This is a genomic window from uncultured Bradyrhizobium sp., assembly GCF_936928535.1.
Taxonomy (GTDB): Bacteria; Pseudomonadota; Alphaproteobacteria; order Rhizobiales; family Xanthobacteraceae; genus Bradyrhizobium.
This window is the reverse complement of the sequence record NZ_CAKZHY010000056.1, coordinates 46,977-61,465: the sequence shown is the minus strand read 5'-3', so window position 1 is coordinate 61,465 and position 14,489 is coordinate 46,977. Positions and strand designations below refer to the sequence as shown.

Sequence of the window (14,489 nt, the reverse complement as noted above, 5' to 3'; positions counted from 1 at the left end):
GCATCGGACGCGGCTGAGACAATCGGGTGGTATACCTCAATTGACAGCTGGCTCAGCGCTTGCCCGCGTTCGGATCGGGGAACGGCGTGCCAGCCGCGGGCGCTGCAGCATCGGCCGGCGCCGCGGCAGGCGCGGCTGCGGCCGGTTTCGGCTTCTTCGGCCGGTGCGGCTTCTTCCTCACGGGCTTCGGCGGCACAGCCGGCTGGAGCTCCGCAAACACCGGGTTCGGATCGGTGGTCACCGTAGCCGGCGTGGTGAAATTGCCGGCGTCCTTGATGACGTTCACCGGCACGCTGACCGGCTGGTACTTCGGCAGCGCGAATGCCACCGTGAACGGGGCGTCGGGGGCGGGAACCGAGACGGAGCAGGGGGTCTTGCAGCCCGGCCCGAGCGAGGTCGTAGCGTCAGCCCCCGGCGGGTTGGATTCAAGCCGGACCTGCGCGGTCGGCGGCGTCGATTTGAACATGTCCCAAGAAACCGAGGAGCAGCCACCAAGACTTGTTGCTCCCAGGAGGCTCGCTCCCGCTAACGCAATCGCGATGACACGACGCATGACCATCCACTCTACTGCGACGAACCGCCACATAACCCCGCGAGGGACCTTAGGAGCGTCGTTCCGGGCAAGCAACCGCCGGACTTCGCATAGTTAATAGATGGTTAACGCGGGGTTCCGCGGGGATCCTTACGTGATCTCAGGGACTTGTCGGCCGCTGCGGGATCATCAGGCTATCGGCGGCGGCCGGCAGGTCGCGCATGTGATGGATCAGCCGGTCCGGTTTCAGGTCGGCGATGGGCACGTCCGTATAGCCGAAGCTGACCCCGATCACGGGCACCCCGGCGCGCCGGGCCACGCCGACGTCGGTTCCGGCATCCCCGACCATGATGCTGGCTTTGACCTCACCGCCCGCCCGCGCCACGGTCTGCCGAAAAATGGTCGGATCCGGCTTCTGGACGCCAAACGTATCGGCGCCGCAGATCGCCGCGAAGCGGCGGCTCAGGTCAAGCTGGTCCAAAAGCCGCTTCGACAGCCATTCCAGCTTGTTGGTGCAGACAGCGAGCCGATGCCCCTGCGCGGCGAACAGGTCGAGCGCGTCAAGCAGCCCCTCGAAAGGGCGGGATTCGACGGCGATATGGTCGGCATAATACGCGATGAAATCGGCCGTCATCCGGTCCATGTCATCAGGCGTGACCGTCCGCCCCTCGGCCTCCAGGCCCCGCTCGATCAGCTTGCGGGCGCCGGCGCCAATCATATTGCGGGCCGAGGCCATCGGTACCGGCGGCAGGCCTTCACGGTCGAGCACGTGGTTCAGTGCCGTGATCAGGTCGGGCGCCGTATCCACAAGCGTGCCGTCGAGGTCGAAGACGAGGGTGTAGGGGCCGGTCTTGTCTGGGGAGGTCATGCAAAAAGCGCTATCGGTCCGCCAGGGCTGGCGCAAGGGGCAGGGCCATAAGATCAGCTTATAGGCCGGTTTCCGGGCCCTGTTCTCTCGATGAAAACGAGGCTACATAGGCCGCCGCAAGTGACTCGACCGGCGGCACACCTGAGAGGCGGGCGCAAACGTGACCATGGACCAGTTGAAGCGGCAGGCCGCGGCGCGCGCGCTGGACGAGGTGCGCGACGGGATGCAGCTCGGGCTCGGAACCGGGTCGACGGCCAAGCATTTCGTCGAGCTGCTGGGAGAACGCGTTGCCGCCGGGCTCAAGGTGATCGGTGTGCCGACCTCGGAAGCGACCCGCGCTGACGCGCAGCGCTGTGGCGTGCCGCTCACCACGCTTGATGACATTGACCGTCTCGACATCACCGTCGACGGCGCCGACGAGATCGACCCCCAGCTCAACCTGATCAAGGGCGGCGGTGGGGCATTGCTGCGCGAGAAGATCGTGGCGGCTGCCTCGGACCGCATGATCGTGATTGCCGACGACACCAAATGGGTGCCGACGCTCGGTCGCTTTCCGCTGCCGGTCGAGGTGATCCCGTTCGGGCTGGGAGCGACCCGCCGCGCCATCGAGAAGGCATTTGCAGAATGCGGCGTTTCCGGGCAAATGGCGGTCCGCAAGGCCAAAGATGGCCACGTTTTCGTCACCGATGGCGGCCACTGGATCGTCGATGCCCAGCTCGGACGTATTGCCGATCCGGCGAGCCTCGCCCAGGCGCTGAGCGCGATCCCCGGCGTGGTCGAGCATGGGTTGTTCATCGGCTTGGCCAGCTCGGCTGTTTTGGCGGGTGGCGAGGGAATCCGCGTGATTGAACGGCGATAAGCCGCCGAAAGGAGACTAGGAATGAAGAGCGCTTTGAAGATCGTGCCCGCCGTTTGCCTCGCCTTTGCGTTGGCCCTGGGGGCGGCGACCGCGCAACAGCAGCCGAAGCCGGAGCCACTGACCCCGGGGGCCATTGCCGCAGCAAGAGAGATTCTGCAGCTGAAGAATGCCAGCGCGATGTACGCCGGCGCCGTGCCCGGCATGGTGGAGAAGGTCAAGGCCACGCTGATCGGACAGAACCTCAACTACCAGAAGGACCTCAACGAGCTTGCCCCCGTTATCGCCAAGCAGCTGGCTGGCCGCGAGCAGGAGATCGGTGACGGCATGGTGGGGGTCTATGCCGGCGAGTTCACCGAGCAGGAGCTGAAGGATCTCGTCACGTTCTACAAGTCGCCGCTCGGCCAGAAGCTGCTCACCAACGAACCCAAGGCCATCAACCTCAGCATGCAGGTCATGAACGAGTGGGCGCAGCACTTCTCGGAGGTCGTCGCGGCCGCCTTCCGTGCAGAGATGAAGAAGCGTGGCAAGGATATCTGACAATACCTATCTGATCAGAAATCCCTGAAGCGCGTCATCGCGCTTTGGGCTCTTATTTGAGCATGATCTTTCTCGGAAAACCGCTCCACACTTTGCGCTGGCGCGGCCCTTCGGGTCCGGATCATGCTCTCGGGGTCGGAGTGGACAATGGCTGAATTCGACGTCGACCTCTTTGTCATCGGTGGCGGTTCGGGCGGCGTGCGTGCCGCCCGCATCGCGGCCGGGTACGGCGCCCGCGTGACGATCGCGGAAGAGTACCGCATGGGCGGCACCTGCGTGATCCGCGGCTGTGTGCCGAAGAAGCTGTTCGTGATCGGCTCGCATGTCCGTCACGAACTCGAGGATGCTGCCGGCTTCGGCTGGACCGTGCCGCCCGCGAGCTTCGATTGGCCGACCTTGATCGCCAACAAGGACAAGGAGATCGCACGGCTGGAAGCGGCCTACACGACCAATGTCGAGAAGTCGGGCGCGCAGGTCGTCAAGAGCCGCGCCGTGATAGAAGACAAGCACACCGTTCGTCTGCTCTCAGACGACAGGAAGATCACCGCGAAATACATCCTGATCGCGACTGGCGGCGCGCCCAACCATGGCGCGGCGATTCCCGGCATCGAGCATGTGATTTCGTCCAACGAGGCGTTTCATCTCAAGAAGCTGCCGAAGCGGATCGTGATCCAGGGCGGCGGCTATATCGCGCTGGAATTCGCCGGCATTTTCGCCGGCTTCGGCTCCGACGTCACCGTGATCTATCGCGGCGACAACATTCTTCGCGGTTTCGACGAAGACGTGCGGGCTCATGTCCGCAGCGAAATGGAAAAGCAGGGCATCACCATTCTCACCGGCTGCACGGTGACCAAGGTCGATCGTCACGGCGAGGAATTCACCACGCATCTGTCCAACGGATCGAGCGTTGCCTCTGATCAGGTCATGTTCGCGATCGGCCGCCACCCCAACGTCGCCAATCTCGGGCTGGACAAGGCCGGCGTCGCCATCAACCCGAAGAACGGCGGCATCGCGGTCGATCATTTCTCGAAGAGCTCGGTCGACAGCATCTATGCGATCGGCGACGTCACCCATCGCTTCAACCTGACGCCGGTCGCGATCCGAGAGGGCCATGCCTTCGCCGACACCGTGTTCGGCAAGCGCGAGGTGCAGGTCGATCATTCCAACATCCCGACGGCGGTGTTCTCGCAGCCGGAGGTTGGTACGGTCGGCCTGACCGAAACCGAGGCGCGCGCGCAGTTCAGCCACGTCGACATCTACAAGACGACGTTCCGCCCGATCAAGGCGACGATGTCGGGTCGCGATACCCGCGTGCTGATGAAGCTCGTGGTCGACGGTTCGACCGATCGCGTGCTCGGCTGCCATATCGTCGGCGATTGCGCCGCCGAGGTGACGCAAGCCGTCGCGATCGCGGTGAAGATGAAGGCGACCAAGGCCGATTTCGACGCGACCATCGCGCTGCATCCGACCGCGGCCGAGGAGCTCGTGACAATGCGCACGCCGACCGCGCGCCACGTGCGCCAGGCGGCGGAGTAGAGCGGATAAAGCGGCTCTCAAGCGAATTAAATTGGCCGGGCTGGCACGCTTTCCCTCTCCCCTTGCGGGAGAGGGTGGCACGCCGCGGAGCGGCGAGACGGGTGAGGGGTATCTTTCCTCCCGAACAGTGCATCGAGGGGAGAGGACCCCTCATCCGGCGCTTCGCGCCACCTTCTCCCACAAGGGGAGAGGGAAGAAGACTTGGGGCGCCTCGCTGCGAACCGCCTAGCCGTACAGATATCCGACCGGTTTGCCTTCAGTGCGCAGCGGACGAATGTCCCGGTGCGTGATGATCTGGCTTGCCAGGCCGTCAATCGCCTCGCGCTGCGTCGGTGTCCAGCTGCGCAGATCGTTGATGCCCTTGAGAAGACCGAGCCGAAGCAGCTGCGTGTTGTCGCTGAGGCCGACGAGGCTGATCGAATCCTTGCCCGATGTGACCACATCGCCGGCAGAGAGCTCGAAGCGCTCGCCATCCTTCTTCTTGAACTCGGCGCTGCCGCGGATGACGCGATAGATCACGACCTCGCCCTTGGCAAAGCAGGTCGCATCCGCCGGGGCAGCCGTGCTCTTCGGCAACAGTGCGTGCCCACGCGGATCGGTTGCGATAACGTGGCCGGTCACGAGATGACCACTCGGAATCTCGATCCCGATATCGCGCACGTAAACCTGCATGGCCGATTTGACCGAACCGTCCGTGAGCGGCTTGTAGAGCGCATCGAGCGCGAGGGGATCCTGGAGCCAGAAGCCGGCATCGGCGGGACGATCATGCAGCGGATGGCTCCAGGCCACGCGCGGCGTTTCGTCTTCATTGATCTTATCAGGTCCGACGATGGTCGGGTTCGGGAAGGTGGTGGGATCGGTGATGAAGGCTTCGAGGAATTTGCCGGAATAGCCCATCGAAATCGGATCCGGGACTACGGTCTGCGGCGTCTTCAAGTTCTCTTCGGTCGACAGGCCCGACCAGGTGTAGAACAGCTGGCGGTGCACGATCGCGCTTTGCAGCATCACCGCGCCGGGGCCGACATTGTACCACCGCCCGTCATAGTCGAAGGTGAACGCGCCCGAGGTGACCAGCACGAGCTGAAAGCCGCCGGGCGGCAGATGCAGATGGAAGTCGGTGGGTCCGGTGTCGGGACGATAGATCGGCAGGTTGGTTGCGACTTCGTGGAGCAGGAAGGTCTCGTTGTTGGCGTGAAAGCCTTCGTTTGCGCGATTGTAGAGCGCTTGCGGCCGGTAGGTGGCTTCGAACTTCGCATTCCTGTCGCGATCGATCGCAACGAAATCCTGGGCGTTGAGGCAGAGGGGGGCGCCGTTCGGATGGGTGAGGCCTGATGTCCTGAGATCGCCCGCAGCATGCACGTTCATGACGTTCTCCGCTCTGCGCCATTGCTTCGCTTGCAATGTCATTGCGAATTTTGGGCCAGTTGACTCGCACAGCAGCAAGGGTGTGGGGCGCGTCGATGCGGTGAGGGGAAATCCAGTGACTGCACCTGAGGTTAGATCGCGTGCTCGCTTGGACGGTACGACCCTGCCCCAAGGTTCGCGCTTCCCAGGCGGCGACGTTCTTTGTCTAATTTGTCAGCAAGCTCGACGCCCGCGCGAGCACGCAGCGATTGACAGATTGTTCATGTTTTGTTCTTATGCTGCGACCGTAATGGAGGGCCGCCATGAACAACAATATCAACGAACTCCGCAGAACCATCAGAGCACTGCGCGTCAGCATGCGCGAGGCTGAGGCGATCATGCATGAGCAGATCAATCGCGACGAGGACTGTAGCTTCGTGGCGCAGGAAATCATCAAGATGCGGTCGGTGATGAGCCTGCTCGTGAAGGAGCGGACGGCGCTCGGCGATCACGAGCCGATCATCGTGAGCAGCTTCTTCATTCCGCGGCGCCGGTCGGCGCGAAGGCCAGTCGCTGCTCCTGCGCCAACTGTCGAATCCGTTTTCCGCCCACGCCTGGTGGCGCGGGCGCTATGACGGTGCTGGGGCGCTGCGCCCGATCGGCGCGCTCATGCCTGAGATCGTCGATGTCGCGATCCATCGTGACACGGCCGCGATATCGTCGCCGTTGTCGCGATAGGCGCGAAGCTGGAATTCGGCCGAGCTGCCGCGGTCTACAATGGTGCGGCAGTGCTCGATCTCGGCAGCGCAGCCCAATGCGTCGGCGTCCTCGGCGGTATCGTCGATGATTCGCGAGAGCATCTCCGAGATGGTCACCGCACCGTCCCTTGATGCAAAGATGCAATCCGTGCCGTAGCGCTGGGCGCGCCACTTGTTCTCGACCGCAATCGCGCGTTCGACCGCGGTGACCTCTTTCGACAGATGCGGCCGCAGGTAGAGGTGCCGCGTCAGACAGCGATACAGCGAGGCGATGGCGACGGCGTCGTCGACGAAAGTGCAGGTGTCGGGCGCGCGAAGCTCCAGTGTCGGATGCTTCATCGATGGCCGCATCGCCCACCAGATGTGGCTCTCGTCGGAGATCACGCCGGAGCGCTGCAATGCGCCGACATAGTCGTCGAATTCGCTTTTGCCGTCGAACAGCTCGGGCAGGCCGGTGCGCGGCAACTCGGAATAGGCCGCAAGCCGGTAACCTTTCAGTCCGGTCTTGTGCGAATTCCAGAACGGCGAGGACGCAGCCAGCGCAATGAACAGTGGCAGATGCGGCAGCATCGCCCGCATCACCGCCATCCGCTTCTCGGGATCCGGCAATTGAACATGCACGTGCATACCGCACATCATGTTGCGATGGCCGATGCTGCGCAGATCCTCGATCATCTCCTCGTAGCGCGGCTTCGGGCTCGGCTGCGACATGCGCCACACCGCCGTGGGGTGCGTGCCGCAGGCCATGATCACAAAGCCATACTGCGCGGCGACATTGGCGACCTCGCGGCGCAGGAACCTCAACTCTTCCCGTGCGTCATTGACGTCGACGTGAACATTGGTGGCGACCTCGAGCTGCGACTGCAGCATCTCGCGCATGGCCTGGCCACCGGTCGACCAGTTGGCTGATTCGAACAGCTCGTTCGGAGTCTGGATTGCGACCTCGAGGGTACGGCGATCGGCAAGGAAGTACTCCTCCTCGATGCCGAAGGAATATTCGGCCGCCTTGCCGCGGCCGCCGGCCGAGCGAATGACGAGATGCTGCTTGTCGTCGGAGGAATCGAGGCGCAGCAATTTCAAAACATCCAAAGCAATCGTCATCGTGCCACCCGGCGATGGTACTACCTGCGGGCGATAATCCGTCTGATAGGGGCGGGTTCCGCCTCGGAGCCCCTGGAAATTGAGAGGTCGAATGGAACAATTTTCGCGGCTTCGGATGCGCGCGCGATCAGCGCGTGATTCGCGGGCACCTCCGTCCAGTCCGTTTCCTTGTCGAACGGCTCTGACACGACGACGACCTGGTCGCCAGCCTCGCGGAAATAGAGCGTGTTGGCGGCATCGTTGACGGCGACACGAAATGCGTAGAGATCGCGCCCGTTGGCGATCGCGCTGGTGAAGCGCAGCCGCTCGCGAAGCTGGCCTTCGTTGACGAGACCGACGAGCGACTGCAGCACGGCCTTGGTTGCGCCGAGCGGATCGGCGTCGAGGCCGGCACCCATCATCGCGAGGAACACGGCCTCGGAATCGGTCGTTCCCGTTCGGGACGGGTAATAGGCGTCCGGAATCAGCGCCTCGACCTTCCGCCGCAACCTGTTCCAGCTTCCGACAAAACCGTTATGCATGAACATCCACTGGCCGCAGGCGAATGGATGGCAATTCTGCCGCGTCACCGCGGTGCCAGTGGCGGCGCGCACATGGGCAAAGAACAGATGCGAGCGCAGGTGGCGACAGAGGTAGCGCAGATTCTCATCCGACCAGGCCGGCCGCGTCTCACGATAAAGACCAGGCTCCGGATGCTCGCCATACCAGCCGAGACCAAAGCCGTCGCCGTTCGATCCCGCCGTCGACTGCAGCGAGCGGATGCTCTGCGCGATCAGCGAATGCTCGGGCTCGGTGACATAAGGTTCGAACGAGGTGGTCTCGCCCCGATATGCGATCCAGCGGCACATGCGGCCTTCCTGTCAGGTTTCCTGCTGAGATGCCCCAACACGCCTGACAGGATGATTGTTCCGGGGAACAACCGCTCAGCTTGGCAGCGGGATCAGGGGCGCGACCTCGCGATCGGTATGGTTCTCGCTTGCCGCGAGACCAGCCGCGACGCCGATACGATCGGCCTCCGGCCGGTTCTGGCTCATCTTGCGCTTGCCTTCGAACCGCACCACGGGGATGCGCACGCCGACGATCCCGCGCAGCTGCGCGGCGATGAAATCGGCAGGCGCGTCACTGACCGCCCACGGTTCTGCGCGCGCGCCTTCGTGCTTGCTCGTCAGCCGCGTCACGACCTCGAGCAGGCGCTCCGGCTCCTGGAAGAATTCCACCGGGCCATAGGCGAGCACGGCGATGTAATTCCAGGTCGGCACGACCTTTTCGGTCTCCTGCTTGGTCGCGTACCAGGATGGCGTCACATAGGCATCGGGACCTGCGAAGATCGCAAGTGCGTCGCCGATCGGCTGCAGCTTCCATTGCGGGTTGGCCTTCGCAACATGTCCGTACAGCACGCCGTGCTCGCCGTCGTTCTCATCGAGGAAGAGCGGCAACGGGGTCGCGACCAGCCCCTCTGTGGTGGCCGTGACGAGGCTTGCGAGACGGGCGGCGCGAATGGTTGCGCGGATGCTCTCGATGTCGTCGTCCCTGAAAGCCGGGGGGATATACATGGTGATCTCCGTTCCTGACACGGAGATAGCCGGAATCCGGCCCGCCATAAACTGCCAGTTTTGGACGATCTCATCAGCCCGGCTCGGCAATCGCCTGCGTCGGACTATAGTTTCTAGCCCTGTTCGCCGAGCGTTTCGACGTAAGCCTTGCCATAGGGGTAGAAATGCTCCTTGTGGCCCGCATCCCATTGCGCCTTAAATCCGGGCGCGGTGATGTCCCAATCCGGACGGCAGCTCATGCTGACGGCTCTGAGATCATGGCGAAGCTCTTCGACGGTCGGCCGACCGAAGAACCAGTAGCCATTATAGATCTTGTGAATACGCAAGCCGGGCTCGAGCACGATGACATGCGGGATCATCGGATTGTGGACGGGATCGGTATATTCGGCGATGTCGAGATCCTTCTGCACGATCCGCCTGGGATCGGACAGGAAAGGCCAGTGCGCTCCCGCTCCTGACCGGTATTCGTTGGTCTGGGTGATGGTGTCGGTGGTGATGGTCACCAGCCGGCAATAGCCGACCTCCATCTCGCGATGGAGTTGCACCAGCCCCTCGGTCTGCCGACGGTCCTTCGGACAATATCCGCCGCGACCGAGCACGACGATCATCGGATCGATGCCTTGCAACTCGGAAAGCTTGCGATGTTTGCCGGTGTGGTCGCTGAGCTCGTAGTCCGGGAAGGTCACTCCCGGCACCATGTCGGTTCGCATGCGGCTCTCCTGTAGTCTCAGAGATCGATCACAATGTCGCTGTGTGGTCGGGCGCAGCAGATCAGGACATTTCCGTCCGCCGGTCGGTCGAGCGGATCGGGCTGATAGCTGACGCCGCCCGCAATCAGCCCGCTCTCGCAGTTGTGGCACACTCCCGTTCGGCACGACCAGCGCACGGGGACGTCGCAGGCCTCGGCGAGCTCGAGTAGGCTCGCATATGATGGCGCCCAGCAGACATTGAGGCCGCTGCGGGCGAAAGACACCATGGGTCCGGGGCCGCGCGAGCCGACCGGCGGATGCGGGCGCGGCTTCGCCGACGCCTTGATGCCGGGCGTCAGCGACGGTCTCGCGCCAAACAACTCCGTGTGGATGCGATCGGATGCGACGCCCCATTCGTGGAGGCCCGAGGTGAGGTCGCTCATGAAGGTGGCCGGTCCGCACAGGTAGAAGTCGCCGTTTTGCGGCAAGTTGAGTTGCCGCAGCAGGGCAGCGTCCAGATGTCCGACGCTGTCGAAATCCATCTCGATCCGATCGCCGGGATCGGGCTTGCTGTAACAGACATGGCTGTGATGGTGAGGAAGTCTGGCCAGGAGCTCGCGCACCTCGCCGGCGAACGCGTGCTCGCGGCCATTGCGGGTGCCGTGCAGCCACCAGATGTCTCGTGACGATCCTTCTGCTGCGAGCGCGTGAAGCATGGCGAGCACCGGCGTCGCGCCTATGCCGGCGCTCAGCAGAACGACCGGCCGCTTGTCCTTTCGTAGTGTAAAGCTGCCGCGGGGCGCGCCGAGTTGCACGATGTCGCCGGACCGGAGCTCGTCGGCGACGTATGCGCTGGCAATGCCGTGCGGCTCCCGCTTGATGCTGAGACGATAGGACGCCGCGTCGACCTGGCTCGACAGCGAATAGCTGCGCGTCATCGGCGGCGTATTGGAAGGCCCGAGCCTGATGGTGACGAATTGACCGGGCAGGGCGGCCGCCCCGGCATGTCCATCCGCGGGTTCTAGGACCAACGACGTCACGTCGTTGGTTTCGACGATCTTGTGCGCAACGCGAAACGGTCGGAATCCGTGCCACGCCGGAGGCGGGCTTGCAGCGGGGCCGAGACCGGCGTTGCCGGCCGCCGCATTCTGGCCAAGCAGCGCCTCGAAGGCACGATGCCAGCCACGGCTCAGCGCCGGAATCTTCAGCGCGCGTTCAAGACCGTCGCGCGGGTGAGGGGGCAGGTAAAGCAACGCGTTGATCTCGGACACGCTCATCCCTTCAGGCCCACTCGCGACCCGAACGATCTCGTCGCCGGCCCCGACGTCACCTTCCTCGATCACGCGACAATAGAAGCCGGGCCGGCCGTGCTTGACCAGCAGCGCAGCCATGTCGGGCTCCCGCATGCGAATGCCAAGCCGGTAGCATGTGACGCGCGGCTGCGTCACCTCGAACAGGGCAGAGCCGATCCTGTAACGATCTCCGATGAAGACGTCGGCGTCGGCCAAGCCTTCAACCGTGAAGTTCTCACCGAATTGGCCAGGGACGAGGTTCGAGCGCCCCAGATGTTTTTGCCAATAACGATAGGACTCATCCTGATAGACGTAGACAGCGCGCTGTTCGCCGCCGTGACCTGCGGCATCGCCCTGGCCATCGCCGTCGATGTTGAGCCGTCGCGCCCTGCGCCGGCCTTCGACGGGAGACTTCCAGATGCCGGTATGGACCGTCCTGCCTTGCCAGGTGACGTCGCCCGGCAGGCCAACATTGACGGACAGCAAGCGTGCCATTTCTGTTCTCCGGCGTGACCAGAGCCGCGCTTCGACCCGGCGGATTCCGGATCGAGGCAGGTGCCAATCTGCATCCGGTTCGTGGCTTTGGCACGTTAGGCGTTGTTAGACTTTGCTAGATCGTCTTGCCGCCGGCCGTCTGCACGCCGATTTAAAGGCAGGTCATCGCAAAGCGGGAGGTCGCAATGGACGACAATGCCACGCGGACAGCGCTCCAGCGCCACTGGGACGCCTCGGACGCGAACGATTTCGAGGCGGAGCACGACATCTATCGCGAGGATGCCGTGCTCGACTATCCGCAGTCCGGCGAGCGCATTCACGGTCGCCGCAACATCAAGGAAAGCCGCTTTGTGCAGCCGAACAAGAAGCGCTTCACGGTGCGGCGGATCATCGGCGGTGGTGATCTCTGGGTCAGCGAATTCGTCCTGACCTATGACGGCATACCGTCCTATGTCGTCAGCATCATGGAATTCCGTGACGGGCTGGTAACGCACGAAACGCAATATTTCGGCGATAGGTTCGATCCGTCGCCATCGCGCGCGCATCTCGTGGAGCGATTGGGTTAAGCACGCTGATGTCTTGATCAGGTTTGACACCACGGAACCCGATGCGGCGGCTGGTCGCAGCCCGATGCCTTGATTCCGGCCCACCCATCGTTATTTCTGAAGCGAACAAGAATCCGGGCCCCTCTGGCGAGGACGCTGATCATGTCAGCAAAACCTCGCGATGTCGGATGACCTGTCCCGCGCGAATGCGATGGATCGGCCGATTGTCGGGCCCTCTTGAGTTCCCTCCGACCCGATCGTCCCCATCGCTAGCCCCGCGGCCATTTCGCAAGCAAAGGGAGCAACGATGTCTGACGCTATCCATTCCAATCCCATCGAACCCGAAATCACCGAGCCGTCGCGTTTCAGCGAGCAGGCTGCGGCTGCACTGGTGATATCAGGCGCGCTGGTTGCCGTCGCTGACCGGCGCGTGTCCCCGGTCGAGCGCGACGAGGTGATCCGCTTCATCAGGGAGCGCGGTCTGGCGCCGCACATCAGCGATGACCGCTTGTCGTCCATGTTCGATGAGCTCGCCGCACGGCTCGAGGAGCCTGACTTCGCTAATGTCGTCATCGACACGCTGCGTCCGGTCTCGGACCTGCCGCTGTCGTCCCATCTCATCGAGCTGTCGGAGCGCGTCGCCGCCGCTGACGAAGACGTGCATCCGCACGAAGTGCAGGCGATCAAGCTGTTGCGACTGCTGACGCTGGTGCTGCCGCGCGCCAAGCCGGTGGCTGCGGTCAGCGTCGCCGCGAAGGAATGATCATGAGTGCAGCGTCGGACGAGCAGCGGACGAAATTCGAGGGCGCCGGTAGCGGGCCTGCCGGTGGCGACCCGCGGCTCGATGCGCTTGTCCATCGATTGCCGCCGCGCCTTGCCGGCACTGTCGACTATCTCCTGCAACCATCCAGCCGCTGGGTCCGGATTCCCGCTGGGATGCTGCTTATCGTCGGGGGCACGCTGTCCTTCCTGCCGGTGCTCGGGATCTGGATGCTGCCGCTGGGCCTCGCGCTGCTCGCCGAGGATGTGCCGGCGCTGCGCGCCTCGCGCTCGAAAGTCTTCGACTGGATCGAGCGCCGCAAGCCGCACTGGCTGGATCCGTCCGCTCCGAAGAATGATGGGACATGATTGACTTCACCACGGCCGACGCGCTGACCGCGCTGCTGCAGGTCGTTCTGATCGACCTCGTGCTCGCCGGCGACAACGCCGTCGTCATCGGTCTTGCCGCCGCCGGCCTGCCGCCCGATCAGCGCCGCCGCGCCATCGTCGTCGGCATCATCGCGGCCACTGGCCTGCGCATTGCTTTTGCCGGCGTCGCGACCCAGCTTCTGCAGGTGATCGGCCTGCTGCTGGCCGGCGGCGTGCTGCTGCTATGGGTGTGCTGGAAGATGTGGCGTGAGCTGCGCGAGCAGGCCGCACAGTCCAGTCAGCTTGCGTTCAACCATGGCGGGGGCGCGACCGGCGTGGCGGTGACCCGGAAAACCTTCGGGCAGGCGGCGATGCAGATCGTTGCGGCCGACGTCTCGATGTCGCTCGATAACGTGCTCGCGGTTGCGGGTGCGGCGCGCGAGCATCCCTACATCCTGGCGTTCGGCCTGCTGCTGTCGGTCGCGCTGATGGGCGTTGCCGCCGACCTGCTCGGGCGCGTGCTGCAGAAGCAGCGCTGGATTGCCTATGTCGGTCTCGCCATCATCGTCTACGTCGCCTTCGAGATGATCTATCGCGGCTCGCTCGAGCTCGCGCCTGTCATCGCCAGTCTCTAACCCCTGCTTTCGTCTTCCTGCCTTCGTCTTCCTGGAGTGATCGATGTCGTCCGAATCCAAAGCACCTTTGGCGAACCCGCCGATCGGCCTGTTTCCGCGGCTGATCTTCGGCTCCCGCTGGCTGCAATTGCCGCTCTATGTCGGCCTCATCGTCGCGCAGGCGGTCTATGTGCTGCTGTTCCTGAAGGAGCTCTGGCACCTGGTCGCGCATTCGTTCGATGCCAGCGAGCAGCAGATCATGCTGGTCGTGCTCGGCCTGATCGACGTCGTCATGATCTCGAACCTGCTCGTGATGGTGATCGTCGGCGGCTACGAGACCTTCGTCTCGCGCCTGAACCTGCGCGGCCATCCGGACGAGCCGGAATGGCTGAGCCACGTCAATGCCAGCGTCCTCAAGATCAAGCTCGCAATGGCGATCGTCGGCATCTCCTCGATCTCGCTGCTGAGGACTTTCATCGAGGCCGGCAATCTCGGCACCACCCGCAGCAATTTCACCGAGACCGGTGTGATGTGGCAGGTGCTGATCCACCTGACCTTCATCATCTCCGCGATCGGCATCGCCTGGGTCGACCGTCTCAGCGACAACGGGCATCGCAAGGAGAACGGGCACGCCTGAC

At 63.7% G+C, this 14,489-nt stretch carries 17 protein-coding genes; 9 read left to right on the top strand and 8 right to left on the bottom strand.

The window, feature by feature from the left end:
* Positions 1-52: 52 nt before the first annotated feature.
* Together Q0687_RS08130 and Q0687_RS08125 are read right to left on the bottom strand one after the other, a co-directional pair.
* On the bottom strand, positions 53-553 hold the full coding sequence (locus Q0687_RS08130) for a hypothetical protein (RefSeq protein ID WP_298874271.1): 501 nt from the start codon (positions 551-553) through the stop codon (positions 53-55).
* Between the two features lie 139 nt (positions 554-692).
* Positions 693-1,400 carry an HAD family hydrolase gene (locus Q0687_RS08125; protein WP_298874269.1) on the bottom strand — a complete coding sequence of 236 codons (708 nt, stop codon included), beginning with the start codon at positions 1,398-1,400 and terminating at the stop codon, positions 693-695.
* A gap of 160 nt (positions 1,401-1,560) precedes the next feature.
* On the opposite strand from Q0687_RS08125, the gene rpiA reads away from it, so the two are divergent.
* From rpiA to gor, 3 genes are all read left to right on the top strand, one after another.
* Positions 1,561-2,259, top strand: coding sequence for a ribose-5-phosphate isomerase RpiA (gene rpiA / locus Q0687_RS08120; RefSeq protein ID WP_298874266.1), 699 nt, complete (start codon positions 1,561-1,563; stop codon positions 2,257-2,259).
* A gap of 21 nt (positions 2,260-2,280) precedes the next feature.
* Positions 2,281-2,796: a DUF2059 domain-containing protein gene (locus Q0687_RS08115; RefSeq protein ID WP_298874264.1), complete on the top strand. Its 516-nt coding sequence runs from the start codon at positions 2,281-2,283 to the stop codon at positions 2,794-2,796.
* Positions 2,797-2,943: 147 nt separating this feature from the next.
* On the top strand, positions 2,944-4,332 hold the full coding sequence (gene gor / locus Q0687_RS08110) for a glutathione-disulfide reductase (RefSeq protein WP_298874262.1): 1,389 nt from the start codon (positions 2,944-2,946) through the stop codon (positions 4,330-4,332).
* Positions 4,333-4,557: 225 nt separating this feature from the next.
* Here gor and Q0687_RS08105 read toward each other — a convergent pair whose 3' ends face one another.
* A complete protein-coding gene (locus Q0687_RS08105; protein ID WP_298874259.1) occupies positions 4,558-5,697 on the bottom strand; it encodes a hypothetical protein in 1,140 nt (379 codons plus the stop codon).
* A 302-nt stretch (positions 5,698-5,999) separates the two neighbouring features.
* Between Q0687_RS08105 and Q0687_RS08100 the strand changes: the two genes are divergently transcribed.
* Positions 6,000-6,311, top strand: a complete 312-nt coding sequence (locus tag Q0687_RS08100) for a hypothetical protein (RefSeq protein ID WP_298874258.1) — start codon at positions 6,000-6,002, stop codon at positions 6,309-6,311.
* Here the strand turns inward: Q0687_RS08100 and Q0687_RS08095 are convergent.
* From Q0687_RS08095 to Q0687_RS08075, 5 genes are all read right to left on the bottom strand, one after another.
* The gene (locus Q0687_RS08095; RefSeq protein ID WP_298874255.1) at positions 6,306-7,535 is read right to left on the bottom strand and encodes a carboxylate-amine ligase; all 1,230 of its coding nucleotides are present in this window, start codon (positions 7,533-7,535) and stop codon (positions 6,306-6,308) included. The two genes, Q0687_RS08100 and Q0687_RS08095, sit on opposite strands and share 6 nt — an antisense overlap.
* A 20-nt stretch (positions 7,536-7,555) precedes the next feature.
* Positions 7,556-8,383, bottom strand: a complete 828-nt coding sequence (locus tag Q0687_RS08090) for a class II glutamine amidotransferase (RefSeq protein WP_298874252.1) — start codon at positions 8,381-8,383, stop codon at positions 7,556-7,558.
* A gap of 75 nt (positions 8,384-8,458) precedes the next feature.
* Positions 8,459-9,088, bottom strand: a complete 630-nt coding sequence (locus Q0687_RS08085) for an FMN-binding negative transcriptional regulator (RefSeq protein ID WP_298874249.1) — start codon at positions 9,086-9,088, stop codon at positions 8,459-8,461.
* A gap of 113 nt (positions 9,089-9,201) precedes the next feature.
* On the bottom strand, positions 9,202-9,798 hold the full coding sequence (locus tag Q0687_RS08080) for a redoxin domain-containing protein (protein ID WP_298874246.1): 597 nt from the start codon (positions 9,796-9,798) through the stop codon (positions 9,202-9,204).
* Between the two features lie 17 nt (positions 9,799-9,815).
* Positions 9,816-11,564: an MOSC and FAD-binding oxidoreductase domain-containing protein gene (locus tag Q0687_RS08075; RefSeq protein WP_298874244.1), complete on the bottom strand. Its 1,749-nt coding sequence runs from the start codon at positions 11,562-11,564 to the stop codon at positions 9,816-9,818.
* A 185-nt stretch (positions 11,565-11,749) separates the two neighbouring features.
* Here Q0687_RS08075 and Q0687_RS08070 point away from each other — a divergent pair, with 185 nt between their 5' ends.
* From Q0687_RS08070 to Q0687_RS08050, 5 genes are all read left to right on the top strand, one after another.
* Entirely contained in the window at positions 11,750-12,130 is a 381-nt protein-coding gene (locus Q0687_RS08070) for a nuclear transport factor 2 family protein (protein WP_298874242.1), read from the top strand.
* Between the two features lie 286 nt (positions 12,131-12,416).
* Positions 12,417-12,872 carry a TerB family tellurite resistance protein gene (locus tag Q0687_RS08065; RefSeq protein WP_298874240.1) on the top strand — a complete coding sequence of 152 codons (456 nt, stop codon included), beginning with the start codon at positions 12,417-12,419 and terminating at the stop codon, positions 12,870-12,872.
* A 2-nt stretch (positions 12,873-12,874) separates the two neighbouring features.
* Positions 12,875-13,237: a hypothetical protein gene (locus tag Q0687_RS08060; RefSeq protein WP_298874238.1), complete on the top strand. Its 363-nt coding sequence runs from the start codon at positions 12,875-12,877 to the stop codon at positions 13,235-13,237.
* Complete coding sequence (locus Q0687_RS08055) at positions 13,234-13,872, top strand: TerC family protein (RefSeq protein ID WP_298874236.1); 639 nt, start codon at positions 13,234-13,236, stop codon at positions 13,870-13,872. The genes Q0687_RS08060 and Q0687_RS08055 overlap by 4 nt, the downstream gene beginning before the upstream one ends.
* A gap of 43 nt (positions 13,873-13,915) precedes the next feature.
* Positions 13,916-14,488: a TIGR00645 family protein gene (locus tag Q0687_RS08050; protein ID WP_298874234.1), complete on the top strand. Its 573-nt coding sequence runs from the start codon at positions 13,916-13,918 to the stop codon at positions 14,486-14,488.
* Position 14,489 lies beyond the last annotated feature (1 nt).